The organism is Micromonospora sp. PLK6-60 (assembly GCF_019890675.1).
Classification (GTDB): domain Bacteria; phylum Actinomycetota; class Actinomycetes; order Mycobacteriales; family Micromonosporaceae; genus Micromonospora.
Genome location: NZ_JAIOAA010000012.1, coordinates 93,402 through 116,274 on the forward strand (window position 1 = coordinate 93,402; position 22,873 = coordinate 116,274).

Here is a 22,873-nt window from a genome sequence, read left to right on the forward strand (position 1 = left end):
CCGCCGAGGTACGCGATGGGGGACAGGCCCGGCCCGCGGATCGCCGTGGTGGGCACCGGTCTCATCGGCGGCTCGATCCTGCTGCGGCTGCACCAGACGGGCGCCGACGTGCGCGCCTGGGACCCGGACGGGCCGACCCGCGCGGAGGGCGTACGACGGGGGCTGGACTTCGCGGACCGGCTGGCCGACACGGTCCGCGACCGGGACGTGGTCTTCCTCGGCGGCCCGCTGCCCACCCTGCCGGAGACCCTGCTGGCGGTGGCGGCGCACACCCCGCCCGGCTGCGCGATCAGCGACGTGGGCAGCACCAAGGGAGCGCTGGCCGGGTTCGCCGCCGAGCGCGGGCTGACCGACCGGTTCGTCCCCGGCCACCCGATGGCCGGCGCGGAGTTCGCGGGCCTCACCTCGGCGCAGCCGGACCTGCTCACCGACGCCGCCTGGGTGCTGTGCCCGAGCGCCGCCGGGCTCGCGCCGTTCCGCACCCTGGCCGCGCTGCTGATCGACGTGTTCGACGCCCGGGTCGTGCCGATGTCCGCGACCGGGCACGACGCCGTGGTGGCGCTCTCCTCGCACGTCCCGCACCTGCTCGCCGGCGGCCTGGCCGGGGCGGTCGCCGCCTCCCCGCTCCGCGACGCCGTGCTCGGGCTCGCCGCGGGCAGCTTCCGGGACGGCACCCGGGTCGCCGGCACCCCCGCCCGGCGTACGGCGGACATGCTGGCGAACAACCGGGAGCAGGTGCTGCGGCAGCTCGACGAGGTGCGGGCGGTCCTCGACGAGCTGGCGGCGGCGCTGCGCGCCGACGACCTGCCCGCCCTGGTCGCCCGGTACGAGCAGGCCCGCTCGGCGCGGCTGGCGCTCGCCGACCGGCGCCCGCGTCCGGGGCGGCGCGAGTTCCCACTCGCCGGGGACCCGGCGGACGAACTGGCGTACCTGTGCGAGCTGGGCGAGGCCGGGGGATACCTCACCGGCTGCCGGACCGGCGACGGCGTGGTCGCGTACGACGGGCGTCGTCCGGGGCCCGCGTCCCCCGGTTAGGGTGTGGTCATGGTGGACGGTCCGGTGGTGGCGGTGCGGGGCGAGGCGTACCGCGAGGTGCCGCCCGAGCTGGCCCGGTTCACGGTGACCGCGACGGCCCGGGACCGGGACCGGGAGGCCACGCTGGCCCGGCTCGCGGAGCGGGCCGCGGCGGTGCGGGTGCTGCTCGACTCGTACGAGGCGGTCGTGGCCCACCGGGAGACCGGTGACCTGCGGGTGCGCCCCGAGAGGCGGCGCTCCGGCGAGCGGGTGGTCGCCTACCACGGCAGCGTCGCCACCACGGTCACCGTCACCGACTTCACCGACCTGGGCGAGCTGATGCTGCGCCTGGCCGACCAGGACCAGGTCGAGATCGCCGGGCCGTGGTGGTCGCTGCGCCCGGACAGCCCGGCGTACCGGGAGGCCCGGCGGGCGGCGATCGCCGACGCGCTGTCCCGGGCCGGCGAGTACGCGGAGGCGCTCGGCGCCCGGGTGACCGCCCTGCTGGAGCTGGCCGACACCGACGGCGGTGGCCAGCCGATGTTCGCCCGGGCGGCGTTCGCCGGGGGCGGTGCCGGCGACGTCCTGCCGGAGCTGGAGCTGGACCCGCAGCCGCAGAGCGTGCACGCGGCCGTCGCGGCGCGGTTCACCATCAGCGAGCCGGTCCTGCGCTGATGCCCCCGGCGACGGTGCTTGCGCTCGACGACCTGGTGGCCCGGGCCAGGGCGCTCGCCGCCGACGGGCCCCGCCAGCTGCTCGGCATCGCGGGGGCGCCTGGTGCGGGCAAGTCCACCCTGGCCGAGCGGATCGTCGAGGCGGTCGGGCCGGCCGCCCGGCTGGTGCCGATGGACGGCTTCCACCTGGCCCAGGCCGAGCTGCGCCGGCTCGGCCGGGAGGCGCGCAAGGGCGCGGTGGACACCTTCGACGCGTACGGCTTCGTGGCGCTGCTGCGTCGGCTGCACCGGCTGGAACCCACCACCGTCTACGCGCCCCAGTTCCGCCGGGACCTGGAGGAGCCGGTCGCCGGGGCGATCGCGGTGCCACCGGAGGTCCGGCTGGTGGTGACCGAGGGCAACTATCTGCTGCTGCCCGAGTTCCCCTGGGACGAGGTCCGGTCGCTGCTGCATCAGGCGTGGTTCCTGGACCTGGACGCGGAGCTGCGGTTGCGCCGGCTGACCGCCCGGCACGAGGCGTACGGGCGGTCGCCGGAGCAGGCGCGGGCCTGGGCACTCGGCAGCGACGAGACCAACGCCGCGCTGGTCGCCGGCACCGCCGGCCGGGCCGACCTGGTGGTCCGGCTAGCTGACCCGCTGCCGGGGTGAGGGCACGGGCCGGCGCAGCAGCCGGGCCACCGCCGCCCGCTCCCGCAGGAACTCCCGCGCCTCCGGATAGCTGCCGTGGTTGCGGATCGGCGGGTCCGCCACCTCGCCCGCGCTGGGGTGCAGGGCCTCCGGGTCGGCCACCGGTACGTCCCGCTCGCCGGCGTCGACCGGCCAGCCGAGCGGGTCGGTGTGCCGCCAGAAGTTGCTCCACGCCACCGGCCCGCCGGGTGGGGTGAGCGCCACGGCGAGGGCGCGCAGCCGTTCCGGGCCGAAGTAGGCCGGGAAGACCCGCCCGTAGAGCCGGGTGAGCTGGCAGCCGTACGAGAAGAACCAGGTGCGCCGCCGCCACCGGGGCGGAAGTTGGAGCAGCACCGAGGCGCAGATGACGGTGCCCTGGCTGTGCCCGGAGAGGATCACCCCGTCCACCCGGCGGGGGTCGGCCCGGTCCAGCGCCAGCAGCCCGGCCACCCGGGTCTGCAACTCCGGCACCGCGCGTTCGGCGTAGCTGGGCGGGGCCAGCGGGTGCGCCGCCCGGGGCCAGAAGGTGCCCACGTCCCAGAACACGCCGACCGTGCGGCGCACGGTGTCGTTGCGGTAGACCAGCATGCCCACGCCCGCTACCACCACCGGCAGCCAGCCCAACAGCGCGTCGCCCACGCCGGCGATCCGGTCCAGCGCGCCGCGGTGGCCGGCGGCGAGGTCGGTGTGGGACAGGGCGGCGGCGCAGCTCAGCGTCACCAGCGCCGCGGTCGCCGCGGCGTAGCAGCCGATCAGCCGGATGGCGTGGTCGCCGACCAGCCGGTGCAGCGCCCGGAACCGGCTGACGTCGCGGCAGCGCCGCAGGTCGTGCGCGGAGAGCCCGGTCCCGGGACGGGTGAGGCGGGCGTACTCCCGGTGCCGTAGCACCTGGAAGACGATCCCGGCGCCGAGCAGGGTGCAGCCGAGGACGGCCAGCGCGACCACGAACGCCAGGCCGGCCCAGATCACCGGCTGGGGGAGGGTGACCGGGGAGGTGCCGCCGGGGCGTACCGCGCCGTCGAGGCGCGCGGCCACCCAGTAGAGCAGCCCCGCGCAGTAGGCGACCGCCATCAGCCAGCCGGCGCCGGCGATGAGGGCCGGGCCCCGGCCGCCCCAGGCCACGTCGGTGCCCGGGTCGGCCGCCTCCCGGACGGCCGTCTCCCGGTCGGCCGTCGGCCGTTCGCGGTCCGGGCCGCCCGGCTGCGGGCCGCCCGGGCCCGGGCCGTTCTGGTCCGGGCCGCCCGGGTGCCGGTCGGCCTGGTCCGGTTTGCCCGGATGTGGGTCGGCCCGGTCTGGGCCGTCCGGGTGTCGGTCGGCGTCGGGGTGTGCGCGGGGCAGCAGCAGGCCGGTGCCGGCCAGCGCGATCGCCGGCCCGGTGAGCATCCAGATCGACAGCGCGGCCGGGGCGGACGGGGCGCCGGGCAGGCTGCCGTCGACCCAGGCCCGGGCCAGCGGCAGCAGCGCGCCGCCCAGCGCCGGCGGCACCAACGCCCGCCGGCCGGACCGGGCGACCGCGCCGATCGCGATCAGCAGCAGGACCTGGTAGACGGCGAGCCAGGCGAAGATGGCGTCGTACCCCGGCAGGGACCGGTCCGCCCGGCAGCCCGGGACGGCGGCGTCCCGGACGCAGCCCGGCGGCGGGCGCAGCTCGGTCAGCGGGACGCCGGCGGGGCCGTCCGGCAGCAGCAGGATCAGGAAGGTGCCGGCCAGGCCGAGCCCGGTGAGCACGGCCACCGCGACGCTCCACGGGCCGAGCGGGGTGTACCCGGCGCGCCGGCTCAGGTAGGGGCGGCCGGCGGCGACCACCGCGATCACCAGCACCGCGCCGATCGCCGTCACCGTCGGCCAGGCCAGCGCCGAGCGGAGGCCGTGCGGCGGGTCCATCCGGAGCACCGCGACCAGCGGCACCGCCGCCGCGACCACCGCGCCGGTGCACAGGTGCAGCACCCCGGCCCGGCGCAGCTGGCCCTCGCCACACCAGAAGGTGGGATCCTGCAACGGGTTGCGCGGCGGCGCCGGTTCGTCCGGCTCGTCCGGTTCGCCGTGCGGGCCGCACCGGGACTCCCCGCCCCGGCTGGCAGCTCCGGCCGCCGGGTCCCGGGTGGCGCCCCCGGCCCGCCGGTCCCGTGGCGCCGGGCCGGGGCAGGGGTCGGCCGGCATCTCCGCCTCGTACTGGTAGGTGCGCCAGGCCATCAGGCCGAGCAGGACCAGCAGGGCCAGGGGGAGCAGCAGGCCGGCGGCGAGCGCCCGGGCGTCCTCCCGCCACCAGCCCTCGGCGAGGAACTCCCACGGACCGGGCATCCGGGCCAGGCAGTCGCGGTCCACGCACTGCCAGCCGACCAGGTCGACGCCGATCCCGGTCACGGTGAGCACCAGCGTCCCGGTGAGGCTCAGGCAGAACAGGCGGATCAGCCAGGCGGCCAGCCCCGAGCGGCTGCCCCAGCGCTCCTGGTCCGGCTCCGCCGGGATCCCGGGTCGGGCGTACAGGGCGACGTTGGCCAGCGTGAAGGGCAGCAGCAGGGTCCACAGCGCGCGTTCCACGTCGCGCGCGGTCCGCGCGCCCGAGGTCAACTGCCCCCAGCTGTACGCCTCGACGGTGACCGGATCGTGCGGCCGCGCGGTGGTGGACCGGTAGAAACCGGTCACCTCGCCGCCGGCGACCAGCCAGGGGCGTGGGCCCGTGCCGTCCGGCTCCGGCCGCAGTCCGAGGAGCTGCTGGGGCGGGGTGTTCGACACCCCGTGCACCCGCAGCTCCAGCACCCGCGCCGTCGCCATCAGTGCTCCCTGTCACCGTCTGATTACTCAGAGTGCACCCACTGGGCCGGTGTTGGCTATCCCTCAATAGCCGTTTCCGCAGGTGGCGCGAGTTCTACAGGGTGCGGACCGGGGCGGCCGGGCTACCGACGGCGACGACGTTCGGTGGCAGATCGCGGGTCACCAGCGCGCCCGCGCCGACCACCGTGTTCGCGCCGATCGTGACGCCGGCCAGCACGATGACCCCGCCACCGAGCCAGACGTTGTCCCCGATCGTGATCGGCGCCGAGCCCTCCCACTTGGCCCGGCGGGCCTCCGGCTCGACCGGGTGGGTGGCGGTGAGCAGCTGCACGTTCGGTCCGATCTGGACGTCCGCGCCGATGGTGATCCGGGCGACGTCGAGGAAGACCGCGTTGAAGTTCACGAAGCAGCGTGGGCCCAGGTGGATCTGGTAGCCGTAGTCGCAGTGGAAGGGCGGCCGAACCCAGGTGTCCTCGCCGACCGCGCCGAGCAGCTCGCGCAGCGCGGCCAGCCGCCCCTCGGGATCGGCGGCGGAGCTGGTGTTGAAGCGTTCCGCCAGCCGCGCGGCGCGGTCCAGGTCGGCCATGATCTCGGGGCCCTCGGCGATGTACGCCTCGCCCGCCAGCATGCGTTCCCTCATCGAACTCATGCCCCGAGCGTAAGGAAGGGCCCCTTCTTAACAGACGTCTGTTAAGAAGGGGCCCTTCCTTACACCTCAGTCGTTGGCGTGCAGGGCGGCGTTCAGTTCGATGCCCCGGCCGGTACGCGGCTTCGCCTCCAGCGCGCCGGTCACCGAGTTGCGCCAGAAGAGCAGCCCGTCGACGCCGGAGAGCTCGCGGGCCTTGACCACCCGCCCGTCCGGCAGGGTGATCTTCGAGGCGGCGGTGATGTAGCAGCCCGCCTCGACCACGCAGTCGTCGCCGAGCGAGATGCCGACGCCGGCGTTCGCGCCGACCAGGCTCCGCTCGCCGACGCGTACCTTGTCCTTGCCGCCGCCGGAGAGGGTGCCCATGATCGACGCGCCGCCGCCGATGTCGGAGCCGTCGCCGACGACCACGCCCTGCACGATCCGCCCCTCGACCATCGAGGTGCCCAGCGTGCCGGCGTTGAAGTTGACGAAGCCCTCGTGCATCACCGTGGTGCCGGAGGCCAGGTGGGCGCCGAGCCGGACCCGGTCCGCGTCGGCGATCCGCACCCCGGCGGGGACCACGTAGTCGGTCATCCGGGGGAACTTGTCCACCCCGTACACGCTCAGGTGGCGGCCGGCGGCCCGCTCGATGACCCGCAGCTCGTCCACCCGCTCCGGCGGGCACGGCCCGGCCGAGGTCCAGGCCACGTTGGCCAGCTTGCCGAAGATGCCGTCGAGGTTGAGCTCGTTGGGCCGCACCAGGCGGTGGGAGAGCAGGTGCAACCGCAGGTACGCGTCGGCGGCGTCCTTGATCGGGTCGTCCAGCGAGCCGATCACCGTGGTCACCTCGACCGTACGCAGGCCGGGCAGCGCCCGCTCGCCGACCGCCCCGGGCGGCAGGTCGAGTACGTCGGCCTCGTCCTCCCCGGGGACCAGGGGCAATTCGCCCAGGCCCAGCTTGCCGGTCGGGTACCAGGTGTCGAGCACCTGGTCGTCAGCGGTGATCGTGGCCAGGCCGATGCCCCAGGCAGACTGTGTGCTCCTCACGGTGCTGACGGTACCGTGCGAATCATGCAGAACCCGCTGACCCCCGAGGTGCTGGCCGATCCGGTGGCGCTGACCCGCGCCCTGGTCGACATCGAGTCCGTCTCGCTCAACGAGAAGGCGATCGCCGACTGCGTGGAGGAGGTGCTGCGCGCGGTGCCGCACCTGACCACCCACCGGTACGCCAACACGGTGATGGCCCGGACCGACCTGGGCCGGGCGCAGCGGGTGGTGCTCGCCGGCCACCTGGACACCGTGCCGCACAACGACAACTGGCCGTCGACCATGCGCGGCGACCTGATGTACGGCTGCGGCACCTCGGACATGAAGTCCGGGGTGGCGTTCGCGCTGCACCTCGCGGTGACCCTGCCCGACCCCCGGTACGACGTGACGTACCTCTTCTACGAGGCCGAGGAGATCGAGTCGAGGTACAACGGCCTCACCCTGCTCGCCGACGCGCACCCGGACTGGCTGACGGCCGACTTCGCGGTGCTGCTGGAACCGACGTACGGGATCGTCGAGGCCGGTTGCCAGGGCGTGCTGCGGGCGACGGTGACCACCACCGGCGCCCGGGCCCACGCCGCGCGTTCCTGGCACGGGGTGAACGCCGTGCACGCCGCCGGTGAGGTGCTGCGCCGGCTGACGGCGTACGAGGCGCGCCGGGTGACCATCGACGGCTGCGAATACCGGGAGGGGTTGAACGCGGTCGGCATCCACGGCGGCGTGGCCGGCAACGTGATCCCGGACCGCTGCGACGTCGAGGTCAACTTCCGGTACGCCCCGGACCGCGACCCGGCCGCCGCCGAGGCGCACGTGCGGGAGGTCTTCGCCGGCTTCGACCTGGTGGTCACCGACTCGGCGCCCGGCGCGGCGCCCGGGCTGGACGCGCCACCGGCGCGGGAGTTCCTGGCCGCCGTGGGCGCCGCCCCGATCGGCAAGCTCGGGTGGACCGACGTGGCCCGGTTCGCCGCGATGGGCGTGCCCGCGCTCAACTTCGGCCCCGGCGACCCCAACCTGGCCCACCACCGGGACGAGCACGTCGAGCTCACCAAGATCCGCGACGGCGCCGCCACCCTCCACCGCTGGCTCGCCCCCGCCTGACCCCGCCGGCCTCCCTCCCGGGTATCTCCTCGGTGATCAAGGGGTTTGCGTCACCGGAAGTACGTCCCGGCGACGCAAACCCCTTGATCGTCCCCGGGGCCGTTCAGCTGGGGAGGGCGCCCCGAGGGGCGGGGTGGGTGGTGGTCATGCGGTGGGGGTGAGGGTGGGGGTGGAGTCGGCCTCGATGGGGGTGGGCTGGGTGGTCGCGGGGTCGGGGTGTGCGGGCTGGGTGGGGATGGTGTGGAGGTCGGCGGAGCGGGCCTCCAGTTGGCGGGCGCGGCGGCGCTCGGCCACCACGTCCTGGATCCGGCGCTGCATCTGTCGCCGGATCCTGATCATCTCGGTGCTACTGATCACGCTCGCTCCTCCCCCGAAGTCGCGTACCCCGGCCATACCGGGTATGTGAATAAAGACGTACGGCAGGCCCGATCGGTTGCGTGCGGGCGCGAACTATTTCCCGGGCTCGCCGCCCCACGTCCCGCCAGCTGGCGGCTCCACTACCGTTGCCTCATGAGCCAGAGCAACGGGCGCCAGCAGCCCGGCCGGGATCCGGGGCGGGAACGGCACCGCGGCGCGGTGACGTTGCGCCGGGGCGCCATCCCGTCCAGCACCGCCGATCAGCGCCTGTTGGACTCCCGCAGCCGGGGCGACTGGAAGACCAGGGACGCCTGGCGCGCGCTGCGCATCCTGTCCGAGTTCGTGGAGGGCTTCGACACCCTGGCCGACCTGCCGCCGGCGGTCAGCGTCTTCGGCTCGGCCCGCAGCAAGCCGGAGAGCCCCGAGTGCCAGCTGGCCGAGGAGCTGGGCGCCGCCCTGGCCCGCGCCGGCTACGCGGTCATCACCGGTGGCGGACCCGGGGTCATGGAGGCCGCGAACCGGGGCGCCAGCGAGGCTGGTGGCCTCTCGGTCGGGCTCGGCATCGAACTTCCTTTCGAGCAGGGCCTCAACGACTGGGTCGACCTGGCCATCGACTTCCGCTACTTCTTCGCCCGCAAGACCATGTTCGTCAAGTACGCCCAGGCGTTCGTGGTGCTGCCCGGCGGCTTCGGCACCATGGACGAGCTGTTCGAGGCGCTGACCCTGGTGCAGACCGGCAAGGTCACCCGGTTCCCGGTGGTGCTGATGGGCGAGGCGTACTGGCGGGGGCTGCTGGACTGGCTGCGGAACAGCATGGCCGCCGACGGCAAGATCAGCCTGGTCGACCTGGAGCTGATCTGCGTCACCGACGACGTCCAGGAGGCGGTGCGGCACATCGTCAAGGCCGAGGCCACGCTCTCCGCCGAGCAGGAGGCGATCCGCGAGGAGTCGGTCGCCCGCACCGAAGCCGACCAGCGGGCCGCCGCCGAGGCGGCCCCGGACCGGGACGGCGGCGGTGGGTCCACCGAACGGTCCGTGTCCCGCCCGGGTGGGGAGATCTGAGCCGTGGCGGCGATCTGCGTCTTCTGCGCCTCCTCCCGTACCCTCGACCAGCGCTGGCTGGACCTCGCCGCCGCCACCGGCGCGGAGCTGGCCCGGCGCGGGCACACCCTGGTCAGCGGCGGTGGCTGCGTCGGGATGATGGGCGCGCTGGCGGACGGCGCCCGGGCCGCCGGCGGCCGGACCCTCGGGATCATCCCGCAGTCGCTGGTGGACCTGGAGGTGGCCGACCTCGCCTCCGACGAGTTGCTGGTCACCGACGGCATGGCCAGCCGCAAGACCCTCATGATCGAGAAGTCGGACGCGTTCCTCACCCTGCCCGGCGGCCTGGGCACGCTGGACGAACTCTTCGAGGTCTGGACCACGGCCACCCTCGCCCAGCACACCAAGCCGATGGCCCTGGTGGACGCCGACGGCTTCTACCGCCCGCTGGTCGACTGGCTCGCCGCCCTCGCCGACCAGGCCTTCCTCAAGCCCGCCGGCCTCGGCCTGCTGACGGTGGCCGACACCGTCCCCGCCGCTCTCGACGCCCTCGAGTCCCAGCTCACCTGAGGGCTCGTCGCCGCTAGGCCTCCCCACGGGCGAGGCGCGGTAGGCCGGCGCGTCGCCTCGATCGAGCGATTCGCGGGCCGGGGCGGTTCCCCGCGCAGGGGCGGCTGCCCGAGCGGCCGCGGCTCCCCGGGCGGCGACCGGCTCCCCAGGCGGCCCCGGCTGCCCGAGCGGCGACCGGCTCTCACCGGACGGGGACGGGCTCCCCAGGCGGGGACGGCTGCCCGGGCGGTCCCGGCTCCCCGGGCGGGGACGGCTCCCCGGGCGGAGGCGGGGGACGGGATCGAGCGTGATACCTGAGAGTCATATTGATACCTCAGAGTCATCACGCTCGCGGATGTCCTCGCCTCCTGGGAGACCACGGACGGTGACGGCTCCGGCCGGCGTCGCCCGGCTGCGCGTCGCCGTTCGCCGTCCGGTCGACGTGAGGTGTGGCGCGGCGGCGGGGGACGAGGACCCGGATGTCGTACCGGCGTGGTGGGATGAGGTGATGCAGGCGTACCGGCTGGTGCGTCGGCCTGCCGAGGCGGACCGGGGGGACCGCCCCGACGGCGGGGCGGCGCGGGGGGATGGTCGGTCCACAGGGGTGGCCGAGGCGGGCCGCGGACCGGAAGGGTCGGCGGGCACTGCCGCGCACCCCGAACCGGGCAGCGAACCGTCGGGCGCCGCAACGTCGGGTGCCGCAACGTCGGGCGCCGCCACGCCGGGCGACCCAACGCTGGGCGACCCAACGCTGGGAGCCCCAACGTCGGGAGCCGCAACGCCGGGCGGCGCAACGGCGGCCAGGGAGCTGTCGGGCGGCGCAACGGCGGGCGAGGCGACGCCCGGCCGCGCGAGGCTGGGCGGGGAGGCGGGCGGCCGGATCGCGGATCCGGTGCAGGCCGAGGTGGTCGCGCACACCGCCGGCCCGATGCTGGTCCTCGGCGGGCCGGGCACCGGCAAGACCAGCACCCTCGTCGAGGCGGTGGCCGCGCGGGTCGCCGAGGGGGTCGACCCGGAGCGGATCCTGGTGCTCACCTTCAGCCGGCGGCAGGCCACCGACCTGCGACACCGGCTGGAGGCCCGGATCGCCGCCGACGGTCACCGGGTGCTGCGCGAGCCGCTGGTGCGCACCTTCCCGGCGTACGCCTTCGGGTTGCTGCGCCGGGCCGCGGCCGGGCGGGGCGAGCCGTCCCCCCGGTTGCTCACCGGCCCCGAGCAGGATCTGATCATCCGGGAGCTGCTCGACGTGGTGGGTGAGGAGCCCGAGGACGACCCGGTCGGCTGGCCGGATGATCTGCGCCCGGCGCTGCGGACCAGGGCGTTCGCCGCCCAGCTGCGGGACCTGCTGATGCGGGCCGCCGAGCGCGGGGTCGGGCCGGCCGACCTGGCCCGGCTGGGTGAGCGGCTGGGCCGCGCCGACTGGCCGGCCGCCGCCCGCTTCCTCCGGGAGTACGTGGCCGTGCTCGCGCTGCGCGACGTCACCAACCGGGGCTCCGTCGCGTACGACCCGGCCGAGCTGGTCCGGGCCGCGACCGGCATGCTGCGCGACGACCCGGAGCTGCTCGATGCCGAACGCCGCCGGCTGGGCCACGTCTACGTCGACGAGCTGGCCGACACCGACCCGGCCCAGCAGGAGTTGCTGCACGTGATCGCCGGCGGCGGCCGCCCGCTGGTCGCGTTCGCCGACCCCGACTCCTCCACGTACGCCTTCCGCGGCGCCGACCCGGCCGTCGTCACCAGCTTCCCGCACCGGTTCCGGACGGCGTCCGGGGCGCCGGCGGCGCAGGTCGTGCTGCACACCTCCTACCGGGCCGGCCCGCGGCTGCTGGCCGCCAGCGGGCGGCTGGCCCGGCGGCTGCGCGGTCCGGCGGCGCACCGCCGGCTGCGCCCGCTGCCCGACGCGCCGCCCGGCAGCGTCGAGGTGCGCACCTTCCGCTCCAGCACCAGCGAGGCGGTCTGGCTGGCCCACGCGCTGCGCACCGCCCACCTGCTCGACGGGGTGCCCTGGTCGGGGATGGCGGTGCTGGTGCGCTCCACCGCGCTGCGCCTGCCGTCGCTGCGACGGGCGCTGCACGCCGCCGGCGTGCCGACCGTGGTGCACGGCGAGGACCTGCCGCTGCACCTGCAACCGGCGGTGGCTCCGCTGCTGCTCCTGCTGCGCTGCGCCCTGGAGCCGGACCGGCTCGACGAGGAGGCCGCGGTCGCGCTGCTGCACTCGCCGCTCGGTGGCGCCGACCCGCTGGCCGAGCGGCGGCTGCGGCAGGGCCTGCGCGCGCTGGCCCTGGCCACCGGCGACCGGCGTCCGTCCGGTGAGCTGATCGTCGACGCGCTACGCGACCCGGAGGAGCTGACCGGCATCGACCGGCGGTGGGCGGAGCCGGCGCAGGCCGTCGCCGGTCTGCTCGCCATCGCCCGGGAGACCGCCGAGCGGCCCGGCGCCGGCGTCGAGGACGTGCTCTGGGCGGTGTGGCACGCCAGCGGCCTGGCCGAACGGTGGGCGGGGGAGATCACCCGCGGGCGGGCGGCCACCGGCGAGCACGAGACCGCGCAGCGCTGGCGGGCCGAGGCCGCCGACCGTGACCTGGACGCCGTGCTGGTGCTCTTCGACGCGGCGGCCCGGTTCACCGACCGGCTGCCCGGCGCGCGCACCGAGGTCTTCCTCGACCACGTGCTCGGGCAGGACCTGCCGGCGGACACCCTGGCCGCCAGCGCGGACCGGGGCGAGGCGGTACGCCTGCTCACCGCCCACGCCGCGAAGGGGCTGGAGTGGGACCTGGTCGCGGTGGCCGGGGTGCAGGAGGGCGTCTGGCCCGACCTGCGGCTGCGCGGCAGCCTGCTCGGCTCGGAGCGGCTGGTCGACGTGCTGGCCGGGCGGGCCGACGGCGGCGGGCTGCGGGCCAGCCTGGTCGGCCAGACCTCCGCCCTGCTCGACGAGGAACGCCGGCTGTTCCACGTGGCCGTGACCCGGGCCCGGCGCCGGCTGCTGGTCACCGCGGTCGCCTCGGCCGCGGTCGGCGGCGACGACCACGAGGAGCAGCCGAGCCGCTTCCTGCACGAGCTGGGCGCGACCGAACCGCCCCCGATCGGCGGCGGGACGGCCCCGGTCGGCCCGCAACCCGGCCCCGCGCCGTCCGGGCCGCAACCCGGGACCCCGCCGTCCGGGCCGCAACCCGGGACCCCGCCGTCCGGGTCGAACCCCGCGCCGTCCGGGCCGCAGCCCGGGACCGGGCCGAACCCCGCGCCGTCCCGCGCGGACGGCGGCGGGCCGGGGGGCGGGCCGGTGGCGGTCGTCGACGAGGAGCAGGAGGACGGGCCGCCGGGGGAGTTGCCGGTCACCCTGCCGCCCCGGGCGCTCACCCTCTCCGCGCTGGTCGCCGAGCTGCGTACGGCAGTGACCGACCCGGCCGCACCGGCGGCCCGGCGGCAGGCCGCGGCGGCCGAGCTGGCCCGGCTGGCCGCAGCCGGCGTGGCCGGCGCCCATCCCGACCAGTGGTGGGGGCTGCGCCCGCTCTCCGACGACCGGCCGCTGGTCGACGAGGGGGAGCCGGTCCGGGTCACCCCGTCGGCGATGGAGAGCGCCCTGCGGTGCAGCCTGCGCTGGCTGCTGGAACGGCACGGCGGGAGCCCGCCGGCCAGCGCCGCCCAGGGGGTCGGCAACCTGGTGCACGCCGCGGCCATGCTCGCCGAGGACGCCAGCGCGGACCGCACCGCGCTGCTGGAGTACGTGGCCGCCCGGTTCGACGCGATCGAGCTGGCCGCCCGCTGGATGGCCGGCCCGGAACGGGCCCGCGCCGAGGCCATGGTGGACAAGCTGCTGCGCTGGCTGGCCGGCAACCCGCGCCGGCTGCTCGCCATCGAGCACGAGTTCGCGGTGCGCCTCGACGACCCGGCCCGCCCGATCGAGCTGACCGGCCGGGTGGACCGGCTGGAGGTGGACGCCGACGGCCGGCTCGTGGTGATCGACCTGAAGACCGGCAAGTCCACCGCGGTCACCGAGCGGGAGGTGGCCGAGCATCCGCAGCTCGGGGCGTACCAGGCGGCGGTGGAGGCGGGGGCGTTCGGCGAGTACGGCGACGCCTCCGGCGGTGCCGCGCTGGTGCAGCTCGGCACCGGGGCGAAGGAGGCCAAGGAGCAGGCCCAGGCCGCCGCCGGGGAGGGCCCGGAGGCCGGCTGGGCCACCGCGCTGGTCCGCCGGACCGCCGATACGATGGCCGCCTCGACCTTCGCCGCCGTCGCCAACGCCAAGTGCCGGGTCTGCCCGGTGCGCACCAGCTGCCCGGTCTCCGGCCGGGGGCGGCAGGTGGTCGAGCCGCCGGCCACCCGACCCGCCGCGGAGGACCAGTGAGCGTACGACCCCGACGCGTGGCCGAGGGCGGCCCGCGGTGACCCAGCCCGCGCTGTTCGGCGCCGCCGCCCCGGCCCCCCGGACCGCCGACGCCGGCCCCCGCTACACCCCGGTCGAGCTGGCCCGGCTGCTGAAGCTGCCCGCGCCGACCCGGGAGCAGGCCGCGATCATCGCCGCCCCGGTGGAGCCGCTGCTGGTGGTGGCCGGCGCCGGCTCCGGCAAGACCGAGACGATGGCCGCCCGGGTGGTCTGGCTGGTGGCCAACTCGTACGTCCGGCCGGAGCAGGTCCTCGGTCTCACCTTCACCCGCAAGGCGGCCGGTGAGCTGGCGCACCGGGTGCGTACCCGGCTGGGCCAGCTGGTGCGCCGGTTGGGCCGGCGCGGACGCGACCCGCTGGACGACCCCCTCGCCGGCGAGCCGACCATCTCCACCTACCACTCGTACGCGGGCCGGATCGTCACCGAGCACGGGCTGCGCGCCGGCTACGAGCCGTCCACCCGGCTGCTCACCGAGGCGTCCCGGTGGCAGCTGGTGGACCTGCTGGTGCGCAACTACGACGGGGACATGTCCGAGGTGGACCGGATGCCGAGCACGGTCACCGACGCGGTGCTGGCGCTCGCCGGCGAGCTGGACGAGCACCTGGTCGACCCGGACGACCTGGCCGCCTGGACCGGCCGGTTCTTCGCCGACGTGCAGTCCCGTCCCGGCCGGGTCTACGCCGACGTGCGCCGGGCGCTGGCGGTGCAGCAGACCCGGCTGCGGCTGCTGCCGCTGGTGCGCGCGTACGCCCGGCGCAAGGACGACTTCGAGGCGATGGACTTCGCCGACCAACTCGCCCGGGCCGCCCGGGTGGCCCGCGACCACCCCGGCGTCGGAGCCATCGAGCGGGACCGGTTCCGGGTGGTGCTGCTCGACGAGTACCAGGACACCAGCCACGCCCAGGTGGTGCTGCTCAACGCGCTCTTCGGCGCCGGCCACCCGGTCACCGCCGTGGGCGACCCCTGCCAGTCCATCTACGGCTGGCGGGGAGCCAGCGCCGGCACCCTGGAACGCTTCCCCACCGACTTCGCCGCCGTGGGCGGCACGCCCGCCCCGGCGCTCGGCCTCACCACCAGCTGGCGGAACCGGCCGGAGATCCTCGGGGTGGCGAACGCGCTGGCCACGCCGCTGCGCGCCGCCGGGGCCCAGGTGCCCGAGCTGCACGCCGCGTTCAGCGTGAAGGATCCGATCCCGCACCGCAGCCCGCGCGGCCACGCCGCCGGCACCGTGCACTGCGCGCTGCTGCCGACGTACGCCGACGAGGCCGACTGGATCGCCGACGGCGTCCTCGCCGCCTGGCGCGGGGCGGCCCGGATGCCCACCGCGCTGCCCGAGCACATCCCGGTGCCGCTGCGCCCCACCACCGCCGTGCTGGTCCGGCTGCGCAGCCAGATCCCGGCGATCGAGGCGGCGCTGCGCGCCCGGGGGCTGCCCGTCGAGGTGGTCGGCCTGGGCGGCCTGCTGGACACCCCCGAGGTCCGGGACGTGGTCTGCACGCTGCGGGTGCTCGCCGACCCGACCGACGGGGCGGCGCTGCTGCGGCTGCTCACCGGCGCCCGCTGGCGGATCGGGCCGCGTGACCTGGTGGCCCTGCACCGGCGGGCCCGGGCCATCGCCCGCGCCCGCCGGCAGCACACCGGCGAGGACGGGCCGGAGATCACCGTGGACGCGCTGGACGAGGCGACGCTGGTCGAGGCGCTGGCCGATCCCGGGCCGGCGCAGGCGTACTCCGACCAGGGCTACGCCCGGCTGCGGGCGTACGGGACGGAGCTGGCGCTGCTGCGCTACCGGCTGGACCAGACGTTGCCGGAGCTGATCGCGGACATCGAGCGGACCATCGGCCTGGACGTGGAGGTGGCCGTGCGGGCCGGCCGGGACGGCACCGGCGACGCCGGCCTGGCGCGCGGGCACCTGGACGCCCTGGGCGACGTGGCGGCCCGGTTCAGCGGGGAGACCCCGGGTGCCACGCTGGCCGGGTTCCTGGCCTACCTGGCCGCCGCCGAGGACGAGGAGCGCGGGCTGGCGCCCGGCGAGATCGAGGTGGTGGAGGGCGCGGTGCAGGTGCTCACCGCGCACGCCGCCAAGGGGCTGGAGTGGGACGTGGTGGCGGTCGCCGGGCTGACCCGGGGCGTCTGGCCGGGACCGGTGCGCAACTCCGACCACTGGCTGGGCGGGCTGGGCGTGCTGCCGTTCCCGCTGCGCGGCGACGCGGCCGGGCTGCCGGCGTTCGGTCTGGCGGAGGCCGAGGACCAGCGCGGCGTGGCCCGGGCGCTGGAGGACTTCACCGACGCCTGGCGGGCGCACGACGAGCGGGAGGAACGCCGGCTGGCGTACGTGGCGGTGACCCGGCCCCGGCGGTTGCTGCTCTGCTCCGGCTACTGGTGGGGGGAGGGGACCAAGCGGTTCCGCGGCGCCTCGGTGCTGCTGCGCGAGGTGCACGACGCCTGCCTGGACGGCGGCGACGGGTTGCTGGTCGACGAGTGGGCGCCCGAGCCGCCGGGTGACGCGGTGAACCCCACCGCCGAGCTGGTGCTGCGCGCGGACTGGCCCGCCGACCCGCTGGGCGCCCGCCGGCCGGCGCTGGCCGAGGCCGCCGCGCTGGTCCGCCGCTTCCTGGCCGACCCGGAGCCGGCGTCGGGCGCGGCCCCGGACGATCCGGAGGTGGCGCGCTGGCGGGGGGAGGCGGACCTGCTCCTCGCCGAGCGCGCGGAGCTGCTGCGCCAGGCGGAGGCGGTCGAGGTGGCCCTGCCCGACCACCTGTCGGTGACCCAGCTGGTCGCGCTGCGCCGGGATCCGGCGGCGCTGGCCCGGGCGCTGCGCCGGCCGATGCCCACCGCGCCCAACCCGTACGCCCGCCGGGGCACCGCCTTCCACGCCTGGCTGGAGCAGCGCTTCGGCGCCGACCGGCTGCTCGACGTGGACGAGCTGCCCGGCGCGGCGGACGCCGACGCCGCGCCCGACGAGGCGCTGGCCGAGCTGCAGGAGCGCTTCCTGGCCAGCGAGTGGGCCGACCGGGTGCCGGTGGAGGTGGAGGTGCCGTTCGCCACCGTGCTGGCCGGCGTGGTGGTGCGCGGCCGGATGGACGCCGTCTTCACCCGCCCCGGCGGCCGGTACGACGTGGTCGACTGGAAGACCGGCAAGCAGCCGACCGGGCCGGAGGCGGCGGCGGTGGCCGTGCAGCTGGCCGTGTACCGGCTGGCCTGGGCGGAACTGGCCGGGGTGCCGGTCGATCGGGTGGGTGCCGCCTTCCACTACGTCCGGGACGGGGTGACCGTGCGGCCGGCCGACCTGCTGGACGCCGACGGGCTCGCCGCGCTGATCGCCGGATTGCCGGAGTCCACCGTCGGGGGTGTCGGACGCCGGCATCCGTGATACGTTGATGACGTTGCAGTTTTGGTTTCCAGCAGACTTTGTGTGCGCCTGGCGGATTGTAGCCCCAGGCGCACTTTGTTGTGTCCGGAGTTCTCCGGGCGGGGCGACCAACCAGCGACATGCGTGACATGCCATCCGGTGTGACGCGCATCACGGTCCCGCAGCAGGTGCGGGACCGACGTTCCGTCGAAGGAGACGAAAAGCATGGCCATCGGCACCGTCAAGTGGTTCAACGCTGACAAGGGCTTCGGCTTCATCACCCCGGACGGCGGCGGCGCCGACGTCTTCGCCCACTTCTCGGCGATCCAGTCCTCCGGCTACCGCAGCCTGGACGAGAACCAGCGGGTCGAGTTCGAGATCACCCAGGGCCAGAAGGGCCCGCAGGCGGAGAACATCCGCCCGCTCTGATCTCCGGATCACCTGGCACCACCGCCGCGTCCTCAGGGCGCGGCGACGTGGCCGGTCCGCCCCGCCGTCACTCCCGCCGCCCAGCGCGTGCGGGTGCGGGCCCGACTCGTTCGGGCCCACGGCGTGGGCGGACCGCCCGTACCCCCTTCGGTTCGTGCTTGTGACCACCGGCACTTCTGTCCGCCGGTGACGGCGCCCTCGCCGGCGCCCTTCCTCGACACGTGCCGCGTCGAGGAAGGCATTCCGCATGACCATGACCATGTCCACTTTCGCCGCCACCGGTCTGGCTCCGGCCCTGGTCACCGAGTTGACCACGCAGGGCATCGTCGAGCCGTTCCCGATCCAGGCGGCCACCCTGCCGGACTCGCTCGCCGGCCGGGACGTGCTCGGCCGCGGCCGGACCGGCTCGGGCAAGACGCTCGCCTTCGGGCTGCCGCTGCTGTCCCGCACCGCCGGCCGCCGGGCCCGCCCGGGCCGCCCGCTGGCCCTGGTGCTGGTGCCGACCCGTGAGCTGGCCCAGCAGGTCACCACCGCCCTCGCCCCGTACGCCCGGGCCCTCGGGCTGCGCTGCGCCACCGTCGTCGGCGGCCTGTCGTTGCAGCGGCAGGCGGACGCGCTGCGGGCCGGCGCCGAGGTGGTCGTGGCGACCCCCGGCCGGCTGCACGACCTGATCAACCGGGGCGACGCGCGGCTCGGCGAGGTCGAGATCACCGTGCTCGACGAGGCCGACCAGATGGCCGACATGGGCTTCCTGCCGCAGGTGACCAAGCTGCTGGAGCAGGTCGCCCCGAACGGCCAGCGGATGCTCTTCTCGGCCACCCTGGACGGTGGCGTGGACCGGCTGGTCCGCCGCTTCCTCAGCAACCCGGTGTCGCACTCGGTGGACCCGGGCACCGCCACGGTCACCGCGATGACCCACCACGTGCTACACGTCGACGCGGCCGACAAGCCCGCCGCGCTCACCCAGATCGCTGCCCGCGAGGGCCGCACCATCCTGTTCATGGGCACCAAGCACCGGGCCGACCGGCTCGCCCGCCAACTGCTGTCCAAGGGGGTACGCGCCGCGGCGCTGCACGGCGGCAAGTCCCAGCCGCAGCGCACCCGGATCCTGGAGCAGTTCCGCACCGGGCAGGTGACCGCGCTGGTGGCCACCGACGTGGCGGCCCGCGGCATCCACGTCGACGGCCTGGACATGGTGGTCAACGTGGACCCGCCGACCGAGGCGAAGGACTACCTGCACCGGGGTGGGCGTACCGCCCGGGCCGGGGAGTCCGGCACCGTGGTCACCCTGGTCCTGCCCGACCAGCGCCGGGACGTGTCCCGGCTGATGAGCGTGGCCGGCATCAAGCCGCAGTCGACCCAGGTGCGGCTCGGTGATCCGGCGCTGTCCCGGGTCACCGGGGCCCGGGAGCCGTCCGGCGTGCCGGTGACCATCGCCGTCCCGCAGCCGGCGGCCGCGCGTGGCACGGCCGGCGGCGGTCGGCGCACCAGGAGCACCCCGCACCCGGCCGGCAGCCCGCGGGCCACCGGCGTGGCGCGGGCCGGGGACGGCACCGACCAGGGCGGACGGGCGTCGCACGGCGCCGCCGGCCGGTCCCGGCGTCCCCGCCGCCGCCCCCGCACCGCCTGACCGGGCTCGACCCGGAAGCCACCTGCCGGCCCCGGCCGTTCGCCGGAGCCGGCAGGGTCAGTGGCTGGCCGGGTGGTCCCGGCGGACCAGCAGGTCGGCCAGGGAGGTGCGGTCGACCACCACGCCGATCGCCCCGTCCACGGCGAGCCAGACGTCCCGCAGCCCGGCGGCCACGCCGTGGTAGCCGGCGTCCTGCGCGGGCAGGCCGCGCACGGTGGTCAGCGCGCCGCCCACGGCACGCAGCACGTCGCCGACGGTGATCTCGGCGGCGGGCCGGGTGAGCGCGTACCCGCCCTCGGTGCCGCGGTGGCTGTGCAGCAGCCCGGCCCGGCGCAGGTCGAGCAGGATGCCCTGGAGGAAGCTGAGCGGGATGTCCTGCGTCTCGGCCAGGGTGGCCGCCTTGACCAGCTCGCCACCCGAGCCGGGCTGACCGGGGTCACCACCGGCGTCGGCGACGGCGAGCATGGCCCGGACGGCGTAGTCGCTGCGCGCGGAGACGTACACGGGTTCAGTTGCCGGCCTGGTCGAGGACGCCCCACCGGCGTCGGATCGCCTTGTCGGCGGCGCCGAACGCCGCGTCGACCAGCAGACCCACCACCAGGATGACGATCATCGTGGAGAGCAGCCACGGTGCGTCGGAGAGTTCGCGGGAGTAGGTCAGCTGCGCGCCCAGCGAGGTCTGTGAGATGCCGACGACGATCAGCTCACCGGCCATCAGGCTGCGCCAGGAGAAGGCCCAGCCCTGTTTGAGGCCGGCCACGATGGCCGGCAGGGCGGCCGGCGCGACGACGTACCGGTAGAGGTTGAGGCCCCGGGCGCCGAGGTTACGGCCGGCCCGGACCAGCAGCGGCGGCACGTAGTCGACCCCGGTGATCACCCCGTTGGCGATGGACGGCGCGGCGCCGAGCACCACCACGAAGAAGATCGCCTTCTCGCTCAGCTCGAACAGCAGGATCGCCAGCGGGAACCAGGCGATCGACGGCATGGTCTGCAAGGCCGTGATCATGGAGCCGATGGCGGCGCGGAGCACCCGGAACCGGGCCACCGCGAGGCCGACCAGCAGACCGACCGCGACCGAGAAGACGTAACCGACGGCGGCCCGGCGCAGCGTCGTGACCAGACCGTCCCAGAGCTGCGGGCCGCGGATCTGGCGGAGGAGCTCCTCGCCGACGGTGACCGGCCCGGGCAACGAGTACGAGGGCTTCCAGCCGGCCCAGACCACCACCTGCCAGAGCCCGATCGCGAGCGCGAGCGCCGCGACCTTCGGCCAGGTGGCGGCCCAGATCCGGCTGGCCCGGGTGGTTGCCTTCTCCTGACCGGCGATCTCCAGCGCGTCCAGGCCGGAGATCTCCGCGTCGCTGCGCGGCGTGGTGGCGAGGGTGTCACTGGCCATGGCGGCCCACCTCCGTACGGAGCCGGTCGGTGACCTCGGCGGCGATCGCGGCGATCTCCGGGGAGTCGATGCGCCGGGGCCGGGGCACGTCGACCTCGGTGGAGTAGATGATCCGGCCGGGTCGGCTGGAGAGCAGGATGATCCGGTCGGCGAGCCGGGCCGCCTCCCGGACGTTGTGGGTCACGAAGAGCACGGTGAGCTTGCGCTCGGACCAGATGCGTTCCAACTCGTCGTGCAGGATGTCGCGGGTCATCGCGTCGAGCGCGCCGAACGGCTCGTCCATCAGCAGCACCGGGGTGTCCAGGGCGAGGGTGCGGGCCAGCGCCACCCGCTGCCGCATGCCGCCGGAGAGCTCGTGCGGGCGCTTGCGGCCGAAGTCGGCCAGGTGCACCGTACGCAGCAGTTCGGCGACCCGTTCCCGGCGGGCGGCCCGGGACAGGCCGCGCAGCTTGAGCGGCACCTCGACGTTGCCTTCGACGGTGAGCCAGGGGAAGAGCGCGGACTCCTGGAACATCAGCCCGGGGTTGACCCCCTCGCCGACGTCGATCTGCCCGCCGCTGGCCCGGTCCAGGCCGGCGACCAGGTTCAACAGCGTGCTCTTTCCGCAGCCCGAGGCGCCGACCAGGCAGACGAACTCGCCGGGCACCACGTCCAGGGAAACCCCGTCGAGGGCGAGTACGGCGTGCTCGCCGCGCCCGTACACCTTGGTCACGCCGCGCAGCGCGACCTGGCCGGTCGCGCTGCGCGGGGTCGTCGTGGTCGACGTCATGGCTGGGTGACTTCGGGCTTGCCCTGGGCCTTGAGCACCTCGTTGAGGTACGACAGGTCGTAGAGGCCGTTGAGGTCCACCGGCTCGGTGAGCTGGACGGCGACCGCGTGGTCGAGGCCCGTCTTGAGCGAGGAGGCGATCGGGTCGTTGGTGAACTCCAGCGTCGGCCACGCCTGCTTGATCAGCTTGATGTCCAGCGGCTTACCGGTGATCTTGCCGATGTGGTCGGAGATGGCCTGCTGGGACTCGTCCGACTTGGTGTTGACGAACTCGTTGGCCGCGACCTGGCCCTCGACCAGCTTCTTCACCACGTCCGGGTGGGCCTTGAGGAACTTGGTGGAGACGATCAGGTTGGTGATGACGAACTTCTTGTCCGGCCACAGGTCCCGCTCGTCGACCAGCACCTTGCCGCCGGCGTTGACCAGCCGGGAGACGAACGGCTCGGGCACCCAGGCGCCGTCGATGGTGCCGCTGGAGAAGGTCTCCACCGTCTGCGCGTTCTCCTGCGGGACGACCTTGACGTCGCCGCCGCCCTCCTTGGTGGTGGTCAGGCCCTTCTCCTTGAGCCAGTAGCGCAGCGCGACGTCCTGGGTGTTGCCGAGCTGCGGGGTGGCGATCTTCTTGCCGCGCAGCTGCTCCACCGAGGTGATCTCCGGCTTGACCACCAGCGCGACGCCGCCGGAGGCGGCGCCGGAGATGACCCGGACGGCCTCGCCCTTGGACTTGGAGAAGGCGTTCACCGTCGGGTTCGGACCGATGTACGTCGCGTCGAGCGCCCCGGAGAAGATCGCCTCGATGGCGGAGGGGCCGGCGTTGAAGGTCTTGGTCTCCAGCTTGACCCCGCTGCCGAGCTTGTCGGCGAAGATGCCCTTCTCCACGCCGACGACGGCGGGGGCGTGGGTGATGTTGGGGAAGTAGCCGAGCCGCAGCGTCACCGGCCCGGAGTCGCCGCTCGCGTCGTCCTCGCCGCAGGCGGCGGTGGTGCCGAGGGTGGCCGCGCTCACCGCGGCGAGGGTGGCCAGGGAGACCAGCCGACGGAAGGGGAGCCGTCTCATCGTCTATCCAAT

18 protein-coding genes are annotated in these 22,873 nt (G+C 75.4%); 10 read left to right on the forward strand and 8 right to left on the reverse strand.

Annotated elements, in window-relative coordinates; translation table 11 throughout:
• The first annotated feature begins 15 nt into the window (after positions 1-15).
• The 3 genes from K7640_RS21495 to K7640_RS21505 are packed head-to-tail and all read left to right on the forward strand — an operon-like array spanning position 16 to position 2,336.
• Positions 16-1,035 carry a prephenate dehydrogenase/arogenate dehydrogenase family protein gene (locus K7640_RS21495; protein ID WP_222956675.1) on the forward strand — a complete coding sequence of 340 codons (1,020 nt, stop codon included), beginning with the start codon at positions 16-18 and terminating at the stop codon, positions 1,033-1,035.
• Between the two features lie 9 nt (positions 1,036-1,044).
• Positions 1,045-1,689: an SIMPL domain-containing protein gene (locus K7640_RS21500; RefSeq protein ID WP_222956676.1), complete on the forward strand. Its 645-nt coding sequence runs from the start codon at positions 1,045-1,047 to the stop codon at positions 1,687-1,689.
• Complete coding sequence (locus K7640_RS21505; RefSeq protein WP_222956677.1) at positions 1,689-2,336, forward strand: nucleoside/nucleotide kinase family protein; 648 nt, start codon at positions 1,689-1,691, stop codon at positions 2,334-2,336. The genes K7640_RS21500 and K7640_RS21505 overlap by 1 nt, the downstream gene beginning before the upstream one ends.
• Here the strand turns inward: K7640_RS21505 and K7640_RS30330 are convergent.
• The 3 genes from K7640_RS30330 to dapD form a co-directional block, all read right to left on the reverse strand.
• Positions 2,313-5,129 (reverse strand): hypothetical protein, encoded by a 2,817-nt coding sequence (locus tag K7640_RS30330; RefSeq protein ID WP_255609645.1) that lies wholly within the window; start codon positions 5,127-5,129, stop codon positions 2,313-2,315. The two genes, K7640_RS21505 and K7640_RS30330, sit on opposite strands and share 24 nt — an antisense overlap.
• A gap of 94 nt (positions 5,130-5,223) precedes the next feature.
• Complete coding sequence (locus tag K7640_RS21520; protein ID WP_222956678.1) at positions 5,224-5,778, reverse strand: sugar O-acetyltransferase; 555 nt, start codon at positions 5,776-5,778, stop codon at positions 5,224-5,226.
• Positions 5,779-5,844: 66 nt separating this feature from the next.
• On the reverse strand, positions 5,845-6,804 hold the full coding sequence (gene dapD, locus K7640_RS21525) for a 2,3,4,5-tetrahydropyridine-2,6-dicarboxylate N-succinyltransferase (RefSeq protein WP_222956679.1): 960 nt from the start codon (positions 6,802-6,804) through the stop codon (positions 5,845-5,847).
• A gap of 24 nt (positions 6,805-6,828) precedes the next feature.
• Between dapD and dapE the strand changes: the two genes are divergently transcribed.
• Positions 6,829-7,902, forward strand: coding sequence for a succinyl-diaminopimelate desuccinylase (gene dapE, locus K7640_RS21530; RefSeq protein WP_222956680.1), 1,074 nt, complete (start codon positions 6,829-6,831; stop codon positions 7,900-7,902).
• 144 nt (positions 7,903-8,046) lie between these two features.
• Here the strand turns inward: dapE and K7640_RS21535 are convergent, their stop codons facing one another.
• Complete coding sequence (locus tag K7640_RS21535) at positions 8,047-8,259, reverse strand: hypothetical protein (protein WP_222956681.1); 213 nt, start codon at positions 8,257-8,259, stop codon at positions 8,047-8,049.
• Positions 8,260-8,412: 153 nt separating this feature from the next.
• On the opposite strand from K7640_RS21535, the gene K7640_RS21540 reads away from it, so the two are divergent.
• From K7640_RS21540 to K7640_RS21565, 6 genes are all read left to right on the forward strand, one after another.
• Positions 8,413-9,321: a TIGR00730 family Rossman fold protein gene (locus tag K7640_RS21540; RefSeq protein WP_222956682.1), complete on the forward strand. Its 909-nt coding sequence runs from the start codon at positions 8,413-8,415 to the stop codon at positions 9,319-9,321.
• Between the two features lie 3 nt (positions 9,322-9,324).
• Positions 9,325-9,870 carry a TIGR00730 family Rossman fold protein gene (locus K7640_RS21545; RefSeq protein ID WP_222956683.1) on the forward strand — a complete coding sequence of 182 codons (546 nt, stop codon included), beginning with the start codon at positions 9,325-9,327 and terminating at the stop codon, positions 9,868-9,870.
• A 487-nt stretch (positions 9,871-10,357) separates the two neighbouring features.
• Positions 10,358-14,194, forward strand: coding sequence for a PD-(D/E)XK nuclease family protein (locus tag K7640_RS21550; protein WP_255609700.1), 3,837 nt, complete (start codon positions 10,358-10,360; stop codon positions 14,192-14,194).
• 37 nt (positions 14,195-14,231) lie between these two features.
• A complete protein-coding gene (locus K7640_RS21555; protein WP_222956684.1) occupies positions 14,232-17,606 on the forward strand; it encodes an ATP-dependent DNA helicase in 3,375 nt (1,124 codons plus the stop codon).
• Between the two features lie 204 nt (positions 17,607-17,810).
• Complete coding sequence (locus K7640_RS21560; RefSeq protein WP_007072850.1) at positions 17,811-18,014, forward strand: cold-shock protein; 204 nt, start codon at positions 17,811-17,813, stop codon at positions 18,012-18,014.
• 247 nt (positions 18,015-18,261) lie between these two features.
• Positions 18,262-19,644 (forward strand): DEAD/DEAH box helicase, encoded by a 1,383-nt coding sequence (locus K7640_RS21565; RefSeq protein WP_222956685.1) that lies wholly within the window; start codon positions 18,262-18,264, stop codon positions 19,642-19,644.
• Positions 19,645-19,701: 57 nt separating this feature from the next.
• Here K7640_RS21565 and K7640_RS21570 read toward each other — a convergent pair whose 3' ends face one another.
• The 4 genes from K7640_RS21570 to K7640_RS21585 are packed head-to-tail and all read right to left on the reverse strand — an operon-like array spanning position 19,702 to position 22,861.
• Positions 19,702-20,148, reverse strand: a complete 447-nt coding sequence (locus K7640_RS21570; protein ID WP_222956686.1) for an Rrf2 family transcriptional regulator — start codon at positions 20,146-20,148, stop codon at positions 19,702-19,704.
• 4 nt (positions 20,149-20,152) lie between these two features.
• Positions 20,153-21,037, reverse strand: coding sequence for an ABC transporter permease (locus K7640_RS21575; protein WP_222956687.1), 885 nt, complete (start codon positions 21,035-21,037; stop codon positions 20,153-20,155).
• Positions 21,027-21,806 (reverse strand): ABC transporter ATP-binding protein, encoded by a 780-nt coding sequence (locus tag K7640_RS21580; RefSeq protein ID WP_222956688.1) that lies wholly within the window; start codon positions 21,804-21,806, stop codon positions 21,027-21,029. The genes K7640_RS21575 and K7640_RS21580 overlap by 11 nt, the downstream gene beginning before the upstream one ends.
• On the reverse strand, positions 21,803-22,861 hold the full coding sequence (locus tag K7640_RS21585) for an ABC transporter substrate-binding protein (protein ID WP_222956689.1): 1,059 nt from the start codon (positions 22,859-22,861) through the stop codon (positions 21,803-21,805). The genes K7640_RS21580 and K7640_RS21585 overlap by 4 nt, the downstream gene beginning before the upstream one ends.
• Positions 22,862-22,873 lie beyond the last annotated feature (12 nt).